Here is a 17,754-nt window from a genome sequence, read left to right as displayed (position 1 = left end):
ATTATTCACTGTCAGGCGTTATATTAAAAAAGTTTGCACTCTTGTTCTTCTTCTTTTCATCTTTTTTCTTATCATCCATTTTCCCGTCAGATTCATAGCTTAACTTGAACGGCTGCTGATCTTTTTTCATCGTAAAATCTTACCTCCTTTTTAGTTTGGCGGTAAGATTAGTTTGTCCCTTTCCCCTTGTAAAATTCGAACTCTTACTGCGTGGTATGAATCGCAAAGAAGAATATCTTCTTGCTCCGTATCTTTACTCGCTACCTTTACGTTATAAAATTACATAATCATAATATTTAGCTTTACGAAGTTTCACGAATATCAGATAATTGAAGATAAGAAAATACATTAGAAACCGAGAGGCACAAACAGAATGTGGAAAAATAAAAATGTTTGGATTTTATTGACTGGCGAATTTATTGCCGGTTTAGGATTATGGCTTGGAATCATTGGTAATCTTGAGTTTATGCAGGAACATATCCCTTCTGACTTTTTGAAATCGCTGCTGCTGGCAGCCGGGTTATTGGCGGGAATAGCTGTTGGCCCGCTGGCAGGAAGATTGACCGATCAATACAGCAAAAAGACTGTCATGCTCATATCAGGTTTCGTCCGGATCATCAGTGTCGTGTTCATGCTGATTGCCATCCAAACAGGTTCAGTATGGTGGATGCTTGTCTTCCTCGTATTATTGCAAATTTCTGCCGCGTTCTATTTTCCGGCACTTCAGGCAGCTATTCCGCTTGTTGTCAGCGAGAAGGACTTATTGCAGTTGAATGGAGTCCATATGAATGTATCCACCTTATCCCGCATTATCGGGACTGCCGCTGCAGGAATTTTACTCGTCGCCATTCCATTGAACGCTGTATACATCCTGTCGATGGCGGCATACCTTGTTTTATTCGGACTGACCTGGTTTTTGCAGTTTGACGAAAACAAGAAAGCTACTGGAGTCAAGGAAGGTCAACAGAAGCAAGGGTTCAAAGACGTGTTCCCTATCATTGTGAAGCTGCCGATTGTGATGATGACCTTGATTTTGACGTTGATTCCACTCATTTTCCTGGGAGGCTTCAACCTGGTGGTCATCAATATCAGTGAGCTGCAGGACAGTTCAGCCATCAAGGGCTGGATCTATACAGCAGAAGGTCTCGCCTTCATGAGCGGCGCCTTTTTGATCAAAAAAATCAGTTATAAATTTTCGCCATATAAAATTTTGTTTTCCAGTTCCATGCTGATCGGCTTCTCACAGCTGTTGCTCTATTTTGCCGACCAGCCAGTCTTGACGATCATTGCCTTTCTGTTGTTCGGATTTTCCGTAGGGTGCTTCTTCCCGACCGCAGCTACCATCTTCCAGACTAGAGTGCCTAAAGACTTTCATGGCCGTTTCTTCTCGTTCCGGAATATGATGGACCGCGTTTTCTTTCAGGTCGTCCTACTCATGACCGGATTCCTTCTTGACGCAGTCGGACTCCAAAAGATGAGCGTCATGTTCGGTGCACTGTCAATCGTCATGACAGCAATCTTTTTCCTGAGGTCGCGCAACTTAAGGGCCGCCACCACGGAAACTGAGCAAAGCGTAAGCTCGTAGACTAAATGAAATGCACCCTGGAAAACTGTAACCGCCTCTGTCCGTCATCGAAGTTATGACGGACACTTTTCTTTTGAATTACGAGATTTTTGTCCGTCATCGAGGCTATGACGGACACTTTTCTTTTAAGCCACAAGATTTCTGTCCATCATCAAAGTTATAAAGATGCCATTTATGACGATAGACACCCTTATGCAGCCCTTTCCTCCTCTATAAGGGTTTCGTTCTTCTCGATTGACACCCTTATGCAGCCCTTTCCTTCTCTATAAGGGTGCCGTTCTTCTCGATAGACACCCTTATACAACCCTTTCCTCCTCTATAAGGGTTCCGTTCTTCTCGATAGACACCCTTATACAACCCCCTTCTCACACATAAGGGCACCTTTCTTCTCGATATGCACTTATACATAATTTCCTCTCACTATGAGGGTCACTTTTTCCTAAAATACACATTTTTGTTACGTCAGTGAAACTTGTTTCCCAAATCATCCGTATAAGTAGGTAAGGACTCTTATAGAGGTGGTCGACATGATGTTATTTGTTGGGATCCAACTTATTATGATTTTTATGTTCCTGTTCTTTGGCTGGGCGATTGTGAAGAAGAAGTGGTACGGACTGATTTCAAACTTCAATGGCAGGCCGGAGGATGAGCAGCAACAATTAATCAAGAACGGTTATCCACAAAGAGTCGGAAAGATGATGTTCGCTACTGCCGTGGGATTGGTCCTTTTGCTGCCTTTAAGTTTCACTTCTTTTCAATATTCCCTCGAAGTCCAGTTTGGTTTTATGGTGCTATTCCTTCTCGGCGGTCTGATTTATCTTTCCAAATATGAAATAAAAGAGAAGCGAAAACGAAGCTATATTTTCAGCAGCCTTATCGCCATTGGAACGATTGGTTTTATAGTGGGACTTTTCTTTACAGGATATCAGGACTTCGAATTGAAGGACTATGGCGATTCTTTTGAAATCACAGGCATGTATGGTGAAGTTTGGGACTACGCAAATATTCGCCATGTAGAACTCCTTGAGGAAATGCCTGAAGTGACATGGAAAGAAAATGGGTTTGGCCTTGCCACGTTGGCAAAGGGACATTTCAAAGTAATGGACTACGGAAGCAGCCTGCTTTTTATCCACAAAGATTCACAGCCTTATTTATTCATCGAAACAGAAAAGGATAAGATCTTCATCAATAGCAAAAATTCAAATGAGACGAAAGAATGGTATGAAATTCTATCCAGCAAAACAAAGTAAGGGGCGTCCCGGTTGAACGGGCACCCCTTATTTTCAATCTCGATTTTCTCCTAAGTTCACTCCTCTTCACTGTCCAGTTATTGGAATGGTCGATTCCGGTCATACTGTTTGACTTTACCCACTTACTAATAGTAATCTGAAAGCTGCTTACTAAAAGTAACAACAACTTTGGAGGAATTCATAATGAACAAATCTGAGACAAGCCTGTCCAGTGTCATACGTGAACGACGTTCTGTCAGAAAATATGACCCTAGCTTCAAGATTTCACAAGAAGAGATTTTAGATATATTAAAAGAAGCTGCCCTGGCACCTTCTTCAAGCAATCTTCAGCCATGGAAGTTTCTTGTCATCCAGGATGAGGAAACGAAGAAAGAACTAAGAATGATTGCCAATAACCAAGAGCAGGTCGAAACTTCTTCAGCTGTTATTGCGGTTCTGGGCGATCGGGAAATGTACCGAAATGGCGAAAAAGTATACCGCAGTTCATATGAAGCTGGGTATATGGACGAAACAACAATGAGCAGAATGATTGAAAATACCAATAAATTATACCCGTCTGCCCCCGTTGCGATCAGGGAAAACATCGCGTCTTTCGATGCCGGACTGATTTCAATGCAGCTTATGCTGATTGCCAAGGCGCGAGGTTATGACACTGTGCCGATGGGCGGATTCAACAAGCAGCAATTCATCGAAAAATTCAACATTGATGAGCGCTATATGCCCGTCCTCCTTTTGGCTCTTGGAAAGGCTGCTGTGCCAGGGCATCCAACGACCCGCATTCCGGTCGAGGAAATCGTGGAGTTTATATAAGCACAGAACAAAAAGCGCAAGCGCCTCGTTCAGCCCCGACAAGCGCTGGAGGGCCGACCGGTGAAGTCGTTCTTTGACTTCATTGGGCGGACCGAAATCGAAAAGTATAGCCGACTGAACAGAAACGCAGAAACTGGAGACTCCGACAAAGAAGCGCTTTTTGCTTCTGCCGGCGGAGTTGAAGTTTCGGAGTTTCTAGGAGGCGACACTAGACAAGCGACTCGAGGGGCTAGGCGCTGGAGCTGGATTAAGAAGATTTCATAGAGTTATCCACAACTCAATAATTCTATAATTTCCTTAACAACATAGAAAAGAACTAGTCACCACGGTGACTAGTTCTTTTTATTAGGAATTTCACAGCCGTCATCATCACAAATCATTCCATCATCGCTGCTTAGAACGGTGATTTCACTCTCAGCAATGACTTTTTTCAACGACTGGACGATGACATCCGTCGGTTGTGCGCCTGTAATGGCGTACTTTTTGTTGATCAGAAAGAACGGTACTCCCGTGATTCCATACTGCTGGCCGATGCTTTCATCTGCACGGACTTCATTGGCCATTTCATCGCTAGCTAGCATTTTCTCTACTGCATCACGGTCGAGTCCCACTTCAACAGCCAATTCTGTTAATGTTTCATGGTCACCAATGTGCTTTGATTCGGTAAAATAGGCACGTAAAATTCTTTCGGTCATTTTTGCCATCAATCCATGCTTTTTCGCAAACATCGTCAAACGGTGAGCATCAAAAGTATTGGTTAAAATAAGCGTGTCCATATTATATTCCAGGCCGGATTCCTTGGCCATTTGCACCATGTTTTGCGTGCTCGCTTTCGCCTGGGCAATGCTCATCCCATATTTCTTCGCTAAAGCTTCATAAATATTATATTCAATGTCCCGTCCTGAGTTCGGATCTAGCTCGAAGCATCGATACGTCACTTCAATCGGGTGATCAATCTGCTTAATAGCGTCATCCAGACGCCTTTTGCCAATATAGCAGAACGGTCAAGCAAAGTCTGTCCACATTTCAATTTGCATGTAGGATCCCTCCAGTTGATTATTTCACACTATAGTATAGGTGTTAACCATGTAAATTACACGAGATTCGACTCGTAGAGTACAGACTCACCAATGAAGACAGTGCAAATCTATTCTATTTCATAAACCAGCCAGTCTGACTGTTTTCCACCCATTTTATTGTAAAGACTTTGTGCGGCATGATTATCCTTGGACGTTTCCCATGTCATATAAGCGAAATTATTTTCCCGGATATGGGAGAGGCATTTTTCAAAAAGCTGCTCTCCTGCCTTTTGGCCTCTTGCCTCGGCTGATACAAATAAGTCATTCAAAATCGCCGCCCGTTTTACCTGAAGTGTGCTGAAAGTATAATACAGGGTTGCAAAGCCAATTAATTCCCCTTCTATTTCAGCCACGAACTGCAAACCAGAGTCAGGATGAGCCAGCAAGTGTTGAATTAAATTTCTCAGTTCATCTTCATTTGGTTTTGGCTTTTTATAAAAATCCACAATGTATTGGATCATTAAATGGTGTATCCTTGGAATGTCTCGTTCTTCAGCAGGCCGTATATTCAACTCAGCCATGCCATCACCTCCAAAATTATATTTCTCATCCCATGCAGGTTCTTTATGCAAAAATCATTACTTTCCCTCTAGGAAATTCTCCTCAAAGAAGGTGAATCCTGCTTTTTTATGCAAAAAAAAAAGCTGCGTGGGCAGCTTTCGAATTTTATGCATTTTGCAAAGTTTGAATCTCTTTGAATGCCTGGTGAAGATTTGATTTTACCATGATTCCTTCGAGGTTGAGACCAAGTGTCACCATTGTGTGGGCAACTTCAGGACGGATGCCCGTCATGATTGTCTTGACCCCAACTAGTGATAGAGCGTTGATGACCTTGAACAGCTGGTCCGCAACCATTGTATCGACAATCATAACTCCTGACACATCAAAGATAAGGTGAGAAAGCTTGAGTTTCACAGCTTGATCCAGCGTTTCTTCCATCAACAACTGGGCCCTTTCCGTATCAACATTCCCTACTAGAGGCAATACCCCTACACCAGGCATTAATGGAACAACTGGTACGGACAATTCCAATAATGCTGTCTTGGCGTTTTCAAGACTCTTTTGGTGCGAGTCGACAAATGTCAGGCTGAAGCTGTATATTGCATGGTCCATTAGAGGATCAATAATATCCAATACATCAAAAATGACTGTTGCTGACATCTCTTTGGCCTCATGTCTGAGTGCCTTCCAGATATGATTCCGATAATAGCTTGTATCTTTAAGGGCCTCATCGAGTGAAGCACCAAGTTTATAGATATACTCTCCGGTTTCTTTGCCCCAGTTTGTCATTCTTTCAAATGCCTTTTCCTGGTCTTCGTGCTCAATCAATGCCTGGCCGAATAATTCGATGAAGTTTGCTCTGATTTCAAGGATTTGAGAATCAATTCTACCAAGTTCATATTTCTGAGCCTCGGTCAAAACGGCTTCAGAATATCTATCTTTGTGGACAGCTTTAGCGATTTCATACTTCCTGCTGACGATTGCTTCTCCTAATGCTTGCAGTTCGGTTGTCATTTAGATTCCTCCATATGTTCAACGACAAATTGATTTATAATTTTCCTGCGGATTATATTCCAAATTGCACTGTTATAATCCATCATAACGCAGGTTCAGAATGCAGGACAAGTTTTTCAGCTTACACTCCTTTTCAGTCAGTGGAGTAAGACCGCTTTCTTTTTTGCGGGATTTCAATAAAGGACATCTTCTTAGCATGTGTAGTTTTCACTAGTTTGTAGGGGGGAGTCTCCTATCTAAAAAACGGACTGCAGCCTATAAGATTAACTAATAGTAGGCAGCAGTCCTTTTTTATAGAAAAATGCGATTAAATTTATCGCTGGTTCTGGCATTTTTTTCGGAAAACGTTCATTTCTGTAATATTTATAGAATGCGCTTTTTAGGTCATCCCATTGGGAGCATTGCTTCATTTGCCGGAATCGGGCTACATCTATAAGCTTGACTTCATCATCTGGTGTGATGATGATGTTCCGCAGATGAATATCGGAAGGATTCAGGCCTTTTTCTCTTGCTAGCTTAAGGGCATGATCGACTTCCTCGATATGGCCGGCTGCAATCGGCATGCCATTTGCCAAACACTGATAGAGTGTCATGCCCCGGACATAATCCATGACTAAGTAATTGCGTCCTGATTCGTGGAGAGAAGGGAAAAATGGAATTCCGGCAAGCTCCTTATAAATCCCGGCTTCTTCTGCGGCCACTTTCTCAAATTGAGGGAAAAAGACCTTTAGAACAAGATTAGTACCATTAATCCTGAATGCGAACGCACTCCTGCCCTCACCGACCAGTCTTAGTGATGAATCTTTATGAACCAAAGCTGCCTTTGATCCTCGGATTGAATATACAACACTGTTTGCAAGATGTTCATATTGATTCATTCTTTTGCTCCTTTCAATCTATTCCTGATTGGCTCCAATGAGGGCTTCATCACCCAACTTGCAAATCATCTTTTTACAACCTTAATCAGATCCTCATCCCAGCTTTCTATCCCCTGCTTGAAAACCAGTTTTGTTTTAAAATGATAGGAGATATCCTTATTTGAAGGAGGAACATCTTCCGGAAGCAGGAAGCTGAACGGCACAACATCATCCCCATCCGGCTGGATCCTTAACTGCACATCGATTGTCACAGTATCCAGTACGCTTTCTTCCTCTGTTTTTACATTCACCATAACAAGGGCACACTCAATTAGTTGCAGATCCTGATCCACAGTTCCGCCCTTGATCAAGAACTTTCCATTCACTGCCTCACCAGGAATTAATACATCCTTCTTCAAAATCAGGTCAATCTGGGCCGAACCTACTCCTAGCAAAGACATATACTTCCGTAATAACATCCTGTTCCTCCATCTATTTACTTTTTTGGATTGATGTACTTTTCATCAAGCTTCTTTTCAATTTGCTCAATCTGTTTATGATCTGCTAACAATTCTTCACTGTTCTTCTTAACCAGTTCACTAAAGCTAAGCTGTAATTTCTTCATACACCTGCACTCCAATACTTAAATTTATGTTTTTCTATGGTAAAATGCCTCTTTATATCTATAAATAGCTCAGATTTGTTCCTTCATTTTTCGCATGCAAGTTCATGGTAACCAGGGCTGCTTTTTTCATATTATTGAAGGCGTCCCACTCCGCCGTTTTTCCAAACAAAAAACCTTCACCTGGTCTGGTGAAGGTTAAAAATAAATAAAGACCTTCACCAAATTTGGTAAAGGTCTTGCTAACAACGGTCGTTGCCAGCAAAGCCGGGAGGGATTCTCCGTAATGACGACTCTGCTGTGAAAGCTACTCCCCTTTAGGAGAACTATACGAGTTTATACGATAATCATACAATACAGTGTCCATTCAGTCAATTCATTGAAATCAAACTGGCAGTTAGTTCTGCAGCATTGACTTGCTCAATGTTACTTGCCGTTATCTTTCCCTTTTCCTTTGCTTCCTTTTTCATCACTTTCATCGTCTTGCTCATCGTCTTCTTCGCTGTCTTCATCTTCTTGTTTTTCTTTGTTTTTCTTGGTTTCTTCACGCTTTTGTTCTTCAGCTTTTTTTGCAGCTTCTTTTTGCTGCTCTTCAGCTTTTTTTGCAGCTTCCTTTCGTTGTTCTGCTGCTTTTTCAGCTGCCTCTTTTTGCTTGGCTTCAGCTTTCTTCTCTGTTTCAAGCTGTTTTTCTTCAGCTTTTTTTGCTGCTAAAGCTTTCTTCTCTTCAGCTTTCTTTCCAGAGCTTTTTTCACTTTGTGCTGAAGCGGAGCCAACCTGCTGGACCGTGGTTTGTTCAGAGGCTGTTTCTTCGCTTTCATTTTCAGTTACAGTTTCAGCTGCTTGTTGTTCAGCTTCTTCTGTACTGCTCTCTTCTTCTAATCCCTCTGTGTTTTCCTCAGTTTCTGTATCTTCCTCTTGTTCTTCTTCAGATTCTTGTTTTTTTCCTGATGCGAGACCTTTCATTTTGGAAGGATGGACGCCAAGCTGCTTGGCTGCCTGGCCGAATCCGATCTTTTCTTTTGTATATAAAGCAGTGATTTCCTCAACTGTTTTGCCAGCTGCTTCTGCCAGCCAGAAGATTTGAGCAATTTGGCCGTAACCCAACTCCTGTTCGCGCAGCTGTAAAACCATTTCCTGATCCAGATCTTTAACTACATTAGCAACGATCTTTGCTTGTTCCGTTGCTTCTTCAACCTCTTCCTTCAGTTCATCTTCAAGCTCCTCAGTAAGTTCATCCTCAACCTCAGAAACATTTTCCAGATCTTCAGTCAGTTCGTCCTCACCTTCAGAATCAGTCTGTTCTTCAACAATTACTTCTGTAACCTTCTCTTCCGCTTCCTCAAGAGCCTCTAAATATTCTTGAAAAGCCTGTTGGACGAATTCTGTTTTTTCTTGCTCTGACATTGCGCCAGCTTCAGCCAGTCTTTCATTCGCAAACTCGAGAAGGAGTTGGGCTTCTTTTTCATCATCAAAGGTAACTAGAAGCTTCAATTCCTCAAATAATTGATCAAACGTAAATAAAAACTCGTCTGGAGTCGTTCCCGGGTCTACCGTTTCTTCGAGCACATCTGCAGATGCTGCAGTACCAAAAGCAAGCACTCCGGTTAAAATTGTTGATGCTAAAAGCTTTTTCATTCCAATACCCCCACTGTTTTATATATATTGGAATTAAAATCGACATAAAAAAGTGCTGTCCGAAGAGCAGCACACATACATTAGCTATGTGGATCTTCGGCATCTGGCTGGCATGGTCGTTGACTTTAGCCCCTGTAGCTTTGCGTCCCCCGGTTTCCCTGGGTTTGCCATTATCGGATTTTAATTCTACTTTTATCTTACTTATTCGACAGGAAAAAATAAATAGAAATTTTTAAAGTTTCGGTTATTCAGCTGCCTCTCCGAATTTTCCTTCCTGATAATCACGATAAGCCTGGCGGATCTCATCCATCGAATTCATAACGAACGGCCCGTAGGCAACCACTTCCTCTTTGATCGGCTTTCCTGAATAAACCAACACCTTTGATCGCTGGTTTGCTTTCAGGCTTAGTTCGCTTGTTCCCTCGCCTCCGTCATTGAAAGTCAATGTTGCCGCAGCCGACTTTTTAAGGTTTGTACGGCTTGAACCGGCCTCAATATCACCTGAAAGAACATACAAGAATGCATTATGTGACTCAGGCAATGAGTATGTGAATTCGGTATCCTCAGCCAGCTGAATTTCTGATAAGGTATAAGGCAACAAGGGTTCGAGAGGCCCTTTTACTCCAGCCGTTTCTCCTGAGTACACCTTTAAGATACCGCCTTCGAACTGGACAACCGGTGCCTGTTGGGAATACACATTTTGATAGGAAGTGGTAGTGCCCTTCAGCTCCTTCGGCAGATTCAGCCAGAGCTGCAGTGTATGTGCTATATCATTATCCACTGCCTCTTCAGCATGCCGTGCGCCGCTGCCGGCGTTCATATACTGGATGTCACCGGATTCCAGGATACTGTGACCTCCATGGTTGTCAATGTGCTCCAGCCTGCCATCAATGATATACGTAATCGTCTGGAAGCCTCGGTGCGGGTGATCGGAGAAAGTTCCGCGCTTAAACCAGTCCTCTGCCATTAAAATGAAAGGATCCAGTTCCCTCCAGTCTTGTGGGTTCAGCACAAGTCCTGCCTGGACATGCGGCATCCCTCTTTCTTCATATTGAACAGTCCAATGCTTCTTGATATCTCTTATAAACATTTTCAAAACCCCTTTTTCGTACAGCTTACTTTTCTATCCTCAAATTATAACAATGCTACTTTATATTTTAAAATAAAGATACTTAAAATTGAGAGATCTTGTGGTTGCCCGCCAACTATTATTCTAAGAAAATTATATTGTGAGAAGGTCTTTTATCCTATATAATATAAAATTGGCTTTTAAATAACGTGGTTCGTAACCATCCCACGTAAAAAAACTAGGAGAGATGAAAAATGAATACTAGAACGATTGTGAGGAACGGGATTCTTGCAGCTCTATATATTGCCGTTTCTGCCGTCATCCAGCCATTTGGCTTTACTAATGTACAATTCCGCGTGTCGGAAATGTTCAACCACTTGATCGTTTTCAATAAGAAATACTTTTTTGGAATCGTATTGGGTGTGTTTTTAACCAATTTGCTCTTTTCACCAATGGTCGCCTATGACCTCGTCTTTGGAGTTGGCCAGTCTGTGGTCTCCTTGCTGATCGCGATTTTCACAGCCAAATATATTAAGAGCATCATCGGTCGCATGGTTGTGAACACATTGGTCTTCACATTCACGATGTTCCTGATTGCAATTGAGCTGAATCTGGCATTCCAATTGCCATTCTGGTTCACATGGCTGACAACAGCCGCAGGTGAATTAACGGTTATGGCTGTAGGTATACCTGTAATGCTTGCGATTCACAAACGCATAAACCTTGAAAAATTAGTTTAAGATAAATCAAACGCATGGACGAAGAGAGTCCATGCGTTTTGTTTTGCCTCAAAGTTGGAGTCTTTCTTTAGATATCGACTTAAGCTTCAACCGTTTTTGGTATGAACTCGCACCCACTTCGTACATTTCAAGCGGCTTCCGCTGCTATTTTGTCCGAACTCGCACCTACTTCGGACATTCTAACCGGCTTCTCCTCTGATTTTGTCCGAACTTGCACCTGCTTCGTACATTTCAAGCGGCTTCCGCTGCTATTTTGTCCGAACCTGCACCCACTTCGGACATTCTAAACGACTTCCGCTTTAATTTTGTCCGAACTCACACCTGCTTCGGACATTTTAATCGGCTTCTCCTCTGATTTTGTCCGAACTCGCACCTACTTCGGACATTTCAAGCGGCTTCCGCTGCTATTTTGTCCGAACTCGCACCTACTTCGGACATTTCAAGCGGCTCCCGCTGCTATTTTGTCCGAACTTGCATCTACTTCAGACATTTCAAGCGGCTTCCGCTGCTATTTTGTCCGAACTCGCACCCACTTCGGGTATTTCAAGCGGCTTCCGCTGCTATTTTGTCCGAACTTGCATCTACTTCAGACATTCTAACCGATTTCCGCTTTAATTTTGTCCGAACTCGCACCTACTTCGGACATTCTAACCGGCTTCTCCTCTGAATTTGTCCGAACTTGCACCTGCTTCGGACATTTCAAGCGGCTTCCGCTGCTATTTTGTCCGAACTCGCACCAACTTCAGACATTCTAATCGGCTTCCGCTGCTATTTTGTCCGAACCCACACCTGCTTCAGACATTTCAATCCGCCTCTTCTTCAATTTAGTCTGAACCTGGCTAACACTGACTCTTATAATGAGATTAATAAACGTCCTCCTTCAACATATAATGGCTTTTTATCTCATAGCATATTGTAGGACTTTTTCGTGAGGGGGTTCATTATGATCATTCATGTTGTACAAAGAGGGGAAGCTCTGTGGCAGATTTCAAACAGATATCAGGTGAGTGTAACGCAAATCAGTGAAATAAATGGCCTGGAAAACCCTAATCAATTGGCTGTGGGCCAGGCTTTGCTCATTCCATCTTATGACGCATTCCATTCCGTTCAATACGGTGAGGCATTATGGTCGATTGCCCAGCGTTACGGAACAACTGTAGACGCCATCATTCGGGCGAATTCCATTGCCAACCCTGCTCTCATCTACCCCGGGACCGTACTCCGCATACCCGCTTCCCGCCACACCGTCCAACGCGGTGAAACTCTTTGGAACATTTCCCAGCGTTATGGTATAACCGTACAGGCGATCATCAAGGCCAATCAAATCCAAAATCCAAACCTTCTATATCCAGGGACGATCCTAATCATCCCAAAACCGAAACCAACGATTGAATCGAATGCCTTCACTTACCATTCCGATGAAATGGCCATTGAACTGGTCGGGGAAGTTGCCGACCTGTTGACCTATATCGCCCCGTTTGCCTATGTCATCCAGCCTGACGGGTCGCTGGTCCTTTACATGAAGGACGATACTGAGGCTATCCAGACAGGACTCGCAAAAGGGGCACTGCCAATGATGTCGATAACCAATTTCACAGCCACTGAAGCCGGAGAAAATATTGCCCATGAAGTACTGGCTAGTGAAGCACATCGTGCCTCTCTCCTTAATAATATCCTTTCTGTCATGCGTGAAAAAGGGTACCGCGGCTTGAATATTGATTTTGAAAATGTACTTCCTGCTGATCGGGAGCTTTATAATACTTTTCTGCAAGAAGCCGTTGATACGCTTCATAAAGAAGGTTATTTCGTTTCAACTTCTCTTGCCCCGAAAGTCAGGGCCGACCAAAAAGGGCTATTATACGAAGCACATGATTATCCCGCACATGGCAGGATAGCAGATTTCGTCGTTTTGATGACCTACGAATGGGGATACCGCTTTGGTTCACCACAGGCTGTTTCACCATTGAACGAAATCCGCCGAGTGCTTGATTATGCAGTTACAGCGATTCCAAGGAATAAAATTCTGATGGGCTTCCAGCTGTATGCCAGGGACTGGATCATTCCCCATATACAGGGCCAGGAAGCTGAAACATACAGTCCACAGGAAGCTGTCAGCCGCGCCATCAAGTACGGAGCTGCGATTCAATACGATACAGTGGCCGCATCGCCTTATTTCCGCTACACCGATGAACAGGGCCAGCAACACGAAGTATGGTTCGAAGACGCCCGAAGTGCCCAGGCAAAGTTTGATTTGATCAAGCAATACAATCTGCGTGGTGTCAGCTACTGGGTGCTCGGGTACCCATTCCCGCAAAATTGGGCGCTGCTGGAGGATAACTTCAATATTAAGAAGTTAAAATAAAAGATATCAATCTCTCTGTTCAAATGGCCTTCTAGTGAAGCTGACTCTAGAAGGCTATTAGTATTTTTCCATCTTTACTAGCACCAGGTCAGATATCTTCATTTCCTTCTATAAATCTTCCATCCTTCATCATTGGCACAGTGCCGGTCACATTCAGCTGGCAGCAATACTTCACATCATCCTCATATCCCCGTTCGCGCAATTCACGTCCGCTGCCCGAATCCCAGACCAGTTCTTTCAACCGATTGACCGAAACCATAAAAGCTCCGGCGCATACCTCTGCTTCCGGGGATTTGCTGCCGTCAAGACCTGAAAGGATTGCGCCAGCACCTAAGTAATCCTCAACTGACGGCCTCAGTCCATCTTCATCTTCACGAGCATCATTCCATAGTTCCCCGCATGGAACGACCGTGATGTCTGCTCCTGTTTCCTTCTGCAGTTTATCCGCAATCACCGCAACCGCAGAAGCATTGAGCAATGACCCTATCAATAGCGCTGGCACTTTGGAGGCAATCCATGAACAATAGGCGCCATTGAGTGAAGTTAATACATAACTCTGGTTGCCATGCTCCTCATTAAATGTCACCGGCGATAAGGTCGGATTTCCCGTCCTTGCTGCTTCTGCCCTGCCAAGTATATATTGGGCCCCAATGCTGCTCGCATATTTTTTGCCATCGAGATTTGGAGGGTAAGGAAAAATCACTGCCCCTGCATTCAATGCAGCGACAACGGTTGATGAAAAGCTTAGTACATCGACAATGATGACAATATCTCCTCGTTCCGCTGCTTCCCTCGCCCCTCTTCTTCCCCATTCCATTTTCACTTTAAAAGGAGCCTGGTTGAACATGAAATTCACCTCACATTTTTTTCTACGAAATTATATTCTCGTTTTATGTGCCTATTCCTTCTCGGTCTTGAGCCCTATATGAAAATCTGTCTCTGGCTCATTATGAAATCCCAAAACGAGGGATAAAATGGAAATATCTTAAAGGACATGGAAAATTTCTTCATTTATCCAGAGGATACAGGTATTTATATGGAAAAATACTAATAAATACGCAAAAATAGTTATTTTTTCCTATGAATATGTGTATAATCTGTTTTTGGGTGAATAAATTAGAAATTTTTTACAATCCTATTTTACGATAATAATGGGGAGGATTTTATGAGTTTATTAAAATTTATTGTTCAAAGAAAAATATTGGTCAGTTTGATGGTCGTATTAGTTTTATTGATTGGCAGCTTTTCAGTTTTGAAGCTGGATAAGGAACTTTTTCCATCCATCAAGATGGATGGTGCCTATGTAGAAATCTATGCCGGGGAGATGCCGGCAATTGAAGTGGAAAGAACCATCACTACTCCGCTTGAAAAAAAGATCCTCGGCATTGAAGGTATAGAAGAAGTCCTTTCGACCAGCAACATCGGAAAAAGTTCCATGCAGCTTACGATTGAACGTGGCCGTGGAGAGGAAGTATTCAAGGAAGTCGAGTCAGTGGTGAATTCCACGACATCCGACATGAGCGGTGTCAAAGACGTGATGACCGGCCAATTCGGCACCAGCCAGGCTTACGACTTTTTCATGGATGTTTCTGGATCTGACATGGAGAAAATGACAGCCTTCGCTAAGAATACACTTGAACCGAGGCTGGAGGCTCTTCCAGAAGTGCATGATGTTTTGCTTTCAGGCAGCCTGGAAAAAGAAGTGACTGTTGAACTGAAGCGTGACGAACTATTAAAAAATGGGCTGGATGCAGCACAGGTGATTGGCGCAATCCAGCAGGCAAACAATGAAGCAACACTGGGTCAGCTGAACAACGAAACAAACTCCCCTTCCCTTAGATGGAATACACAGCTAAAATCGGTTGAGAATGTTAAAAACATGCAAATCCCGGCAGCGAATGGTTTTATCAAATTATCCAAGGTTGCTGACGTAAAACTACAGCCACTGGAAAGCTCCTCATTCGTCTGGAAAAATGGCTCGAAGGATTTCATTTTTGTCCAGGTAGGCAGAGTAGCCGATGCCACTCAAATCGAGATGGCTGAAGCGGTGCGTGAGGAAATCAAACAAATCCGAAAAGAAGGCTTGATCAGCGGCGTTGAATTGAATGAAATGGTCGCCCAGGCTGATTATGTCAAGGAATCCATTGATGGTGTAACCAATAACATCCTCATTGGTGCCGCTATTGCCGTTGCGATCCTGATGCTGTTTTTGAGAAATATCCGTGCTACATTGATCGTCGGACTTTCGATTCCAACATCGGTGCTGCTCACTTTCGCTTCAATGTGGGCTTTTGGATATAGCTTCAATATGCTTACCCTTATTGGCCTTGGACTCGGAATCGGGATGATGGTCGATTCATCCATCGTTATTCTTGAATCCATCTACCGTAAAAAAGAATTAGGTTTAAAGAGTCTTGAGGCAGTCATTACTGGAACCAAGGAAGTAGCTACAGCTGTATTGGCATCGATGCTGACGACAATTGTCGTGTTCGCTCCAATCGGCCTGCTTGGCGGTGAGATGGGCTCTTTCATGATCATCCTTTCCGTAGTCGTCGCGATCACACTCATTAGCTCTGTAATCGTTTCATTCACACTGATTCCTTCTCTATCCGAGAAGTTCTTGAAGCTGAAAAAGAAAGAAAAGACGAATAAAGAAGGCCGTCTTATGCGCGGATACAGCAAGATGATTTCATGGACCATCAAGAAAAAGCGCCACAGCTTTGCTGTCATCGGCCTGTTCTTCCTGATACTCGTTGGATCGCTTATGCTGGTAACAAAGATTCCAATGACCATCATGCCAGACGTGATGAACCGTTATGCTGAGCTCATGGTCACCGTCGAACCGGGTCTAAGCCTGGATGAAAAACAGGAAATCGTAAGTGAAATGAACAAAGCATTAGATGAAATTCAAGATGTTGAATCAAACTATGTAATGGATAACGGCAATATGCTGTACACGATCATCAACATGACAAAAGGCGATGAAATCACAAGAGAACAAAAAGACGTAAATGAAGAAATCCTTAAGTCATTACGAGCTCTTGAAGGGAAAGTACCTTTGAAAAGCGCGGCAGCAGCCATGTCTGCAGGCGGCGGTTCCCCTGTCCAAGTCAATATTTCAGGTGAAAGCTTTGATGAACTCAACACAATCGCTGATGGATTTATAGAAGAGCTTAAGTCTATCGAAGGAATTGTCGCGGTCGAAAACTCGATTGAAAGGACTTCTGTAGAACAGGTAGTCCAGCTGAAAGAAAATGAAATTGAAGAAGCGGGATTATCACAGCCGCAGATCAAGCAATTCATCGAGCAGGCCTTTTTACAGATGCCTGTGGGTGAACTGAAAATTAATGAAGAAAACGTTCCGTTAAAAGTGAAGTGGGATGAAGAGATGAACACCAAATCCGCTTTGCTTGACCTGAAAGTTCCAACTCCTTCAGGTGAGAAGCAGCTATCTGAGTTCATTTCCTTGAAGAGCGTTGAAAACCCGAACGAAATCTCGCACAAGGATGGAGAACGATATATTTCCATCTCGGCAGATATTGAAGGAAAAGACCTGGGCACCATCAACCGTGAAGTCCAGAAACTGATGGACAGCTATGACGTACCAGAAGGCTATAGCATCGCACCTGCAGGGGATCTTGAGCAGCAGCAGGAAATGGTTCAGGATATGGTTCTGATTCTGGCGATTTCCATCTTCCTTGTCTACCTGGTCATGGCCGTCCAGTTCAACCATCTGGGGCACCCGTTGATCGTCATGTCCGTCATTCCGATGACCATCGTCGGTGTCATTCTTGGATTATTCCTGACGCAGCAGGAACTAAGCATCATGTCCGGAATGGGCATCATCATGCTGATCGGGATCGTCTTGAATAACGCGATTTTGTTGATCGACCGCACGAATCAGCTGCGCAACGAAGGCTACACTGTCCAGGAAGCACTCGTTGAAGCAGGGAAAAACCGCATCCGCCCAATCTTGATGACAACACTGACAACAGTGGGCGGCATGCTTCCACTTGCATTGGCTACAGGAGGATCAGGCAACTACCAGGCACCAATGGCTACTGCCATTATCGCCGGTCTGAGCTTCGCAACCCTTATCACCCTGCTGCTGACCCCAGCCGTTTACCGCATCTTCACAAGAAGTGCTGAGAAAAGAAGCTGGTTCCGCAGGAAAGCCAAGAAAAGAAAGGATACGATCACTCCAGTTCCTGAGGCATTGAGCTAAATATA

At 43.5% G+C, this 17,754-nt stretch carries 17 protein-coding genes and 2 riboswitches; of the genes, 7 read left to right on the top strand and 10 right to left on the bottom strand.

Features of this window, described 5'->3' with window-relative positions; all coding sequences use genetic code 11:
• Nucleotide 1: 1 nt before the first annotated feature.
• A complete protein-coding gene (locus tag LGO15_RS24145) occupies nucleotides 2-130 on the bottom strand; it encodes a hypothetical protein (protein ID WP_264163885.1) in 129 nt (42 codons plus the stop codon).
• A gap of 243 nt (nucleotides 131-373) precedes the next feature.
• Between LGO15_RS24145 and LGO15_RS04950 the strand changes: the two genes are divergently transcribed.
• From LGO15_RS04950 to LGO15_RS04935, 4 genes are all read left to right on the top strand, one after another.
• A complete protein-coding gene (locus LGO15_RS04950) occupies nucleotides 374-1,585 on the top strand; it encodes an MFS transporter (RefSeq protein WP_167833310.1) in 1,212 nt (403 codons plus the stop codon).
• A gap of 527 nt (nucleotides 1,586-2,112) precedes the next feature.
• Nucleotides 2,113-2,835, top strand: a complete 723-nt coding sequence (locus tag LGO15_RS04945) for a DUF3784 domain-containing protein (protein WP_226086958.1) — start codon at nucleotides 2,113-2,115, stop codon at nucleotides 2,833-2,835.
• Between the two features lie 183 nt (nucleotides 2,836-3,018).
• On the top strand, nucleotides 3,019-3,645 hold the full coding sequence (locus LGO15_RS04940) for a nitroreductase family protein (protein ID WP_226086957.1): 627 nt from the start codon (nucleotides 3,019-3,021) through the stop codon (nucleotides 3,643-3,645).
• Nucleotides 3,646-3,705: 60 nt separating this feature from the next.
• Nucleotides 3,706-3,909 (top strand): hypothetical protein, encoded by a 204-nt coding sequence (locus tag LGO15_RS04935; protein ID WP_226086956.1) that lies wholly within the window; start codon nucleotides 3,706-3,708, stop codon nucleotides 3,907-3,909.
• A gap of 68 nt (nucleotides 3,910-3,977) precedes the next feature.
• Here LGO15_RS04935 and LGO15_RS04930 read toward each other — a convergent pair whose 3' ends face one another.
• The 8 genes from LGO15_RS04930 to LGO15_RS04895 all read right to left on the bottom strand — a co-directional run bounded on the left by LGO15_RS04930 (nucleotide 3,978) and on the right by LGO15_RS04895 (nucleotide 10,443).
• Complete coding sequence (locus tag LGO15_RS04930) at nucleotides 3,978-4,637, bottom strand: DsbA family oxidoreductase (protein WP_226087821.1); 660 nt, start codon at nucleotides 4,635-4,637, stop codon at nucleotides 3,978-3,980.
• A 155-nt stretch (nucleotides 4,638-4,792) separates the two neighbouring features.
• Nucleotides 4,793-5,245 (bottom strand): GNAT family N-acetyltransferase, encoded by a 453-nt coding sequence (locus LGO15_RS04925; protein WP_226086955.1) that lies wholly within the window; start codon nucleotides 5,243-5,245, stop codon nucleotides 4,793-4,795.
• A 145-nt stretch (nucleotides 5,246-5,390) separates the two neighbouring features.
• Nucleotides 5,391-6,239 carry an STAS domain-containing protein gene (locus LGO15_RS04920; protein WP_226086954.1) on the bottom strand — a complete coding sequence of 283 codons (849 nt, stop codon included), beginning with the start codon at nucleotides 6,237-6,239 and terminating at the stop codon, nucleotides 5,391-5,393.
• 263 nt (nucleotides 6,240-6,502) lie between these two features.
• Nucleotides 6,503-7,117 (bottom strand): protein kinase family protein, encoded by a 615-nt coding sequence (locus LGO15_RS04915; RefSeq protein ID WP_167833303.1) that lies wholly within the window; start codon nucleotides 7,115-7,117, stop codon nucleotides 6,503-6,505.
• A gap of 65 nt (nucleotides 7,118-7,182) precedes the next feature.
• Nucleotides 7,183-7,575: a sporulation protein gene (locus LGO15_RS04910; protein WP_167833302.1), complete on the bottom strand. Its 393-nt coding sequence runs from the start codon at nucleotides 7,573-7,575 to the stop codon at nucleotides 7,183-7,185.
• 17 nt (nucleotides 7,576-7,592) lie between these two features.
• The gene (locus tag LGO15_RS04905; protein ID WP_226086953.1) at nucleotides 7,593-7,721 is read right to left on the bottom strand and encodes an FbpB family small basic protein; all 129 of its coding nucleotides are present in this window, start codon (nucleotides 7,719-7,721) and stop codon (nucleotides 7,593-7,595) included.
• Nucleotides 7,722-8,144: 423 nt separating this feature from the next.
• Entirely contained in the window at nucleotides 8,145-9,353 is a 1,209-nt protein-coding gene (locus tag LGO15_RS04900) for a DUF5667 domain-containing protein (RefSeq protein ID WP_167833300.1), read from the bottom strand.
• Nucleotides 9,354-9,448: 95 nt separating this feature from the next.
• Nucleotides 9,449-9,532, bottom strand: a riboswitch (cyclic di-GMP riboswitch).
• A 65-nt stretch (nucleotides 9,533-9,597) separates the two neighbouring features.
• Entirely contained in the window at nucleotides 9,598-10,443 is an 846-nt protein-coding gene (locus LGO15_RS04895) for a pirin family protein (protein WP_226086952.1), read from the bottom strand.
• A 182-nt stretch (nucleotides 10,444-10,625) separates the two neighbouring features.
• A riboswitch (PreQ1 riboswitch) is annotated at nucleotides 10,626-10,670 on the top strand.
• A 6-nt stretch (nucleotides 10,671-10,676) separates the two neighbouring features.
• On the opposite strand from LGO15_RS04895, the gene LGO15_RS04890 reads away from it, so the two are divergent.
• Nucleotides 10,677-11,162, top strand: a complete 486-nt coding sequence (locus LGO15_RS04890) for a QueT transporter family protein (RefSeq protein ID WP_167833298.1) — start codon at nucleotides 10,677-10,679, stop codon at nucleotides 11,160-11,162.
• Nucleotides 11,163-12,105: 943 nt separating this feature from the next.
• The gene (locus tag LGO15_RS04885; RefSeq protein WP_226086951.1) at nucleotides 12,106-13,524 is read left to right on the top strand and encodes a glycoside hydrolase family 18 protein; all 1,419 of its coding nucleotides are present in this window, start codon (nucleotides 12,106-12,108) and stop codon (nucleotides 13,522-13,524) included.
• 88 nt (nucleotides 13,525-13,612) lie between these two features.
• Here LGO15_RS04885 and LGO15_RS04880 read toward each other — a convergent pair whose 3' ends face one another.
• Complete coding sequence (locus tag LGO15_RS04880; protein ID WP_167833296.1) at nucleotides 13,613-14,371, bottom strand: 2-phosphosulfolactate phosphatase; 759 nt, start codon at nucleotides 14,369-14,371, stop codon at nucleotides 13,613-13,615.
• Between the two features lie 318 nt (nucleotides 14,372-14,689).
• Between LGO15_RS04880 and LGO15_RS04875 the strand changes: the two genes are divergently transcribed.
• Entirely contained in the window at nucleotides 14,690-17,749 is a 3,060-nt protein-coding gene (locus tag LGO15_RS04875; protein WP_226086950.1) for an efflux RND transporter permease subunit, read from the top strand.
• Nucleotides 17,750-17,754 lie beyond the last annotated feature (5 nt).

The sequence above is a fragment of the Mesobacillus sp. S13 genome, from assembly GCF_020422885.1.
Lineage (GTDB): Bacteria > Bacillota > Bacilli > Bacillales > Cytobacillaceae > Mesobacillus > Mesobacillus selenatarsenatis_A.
Note: the sequence above shows the minus strand (reverse complement) of the source record. Positions and strands in the feature narration are given on the sequence as shown.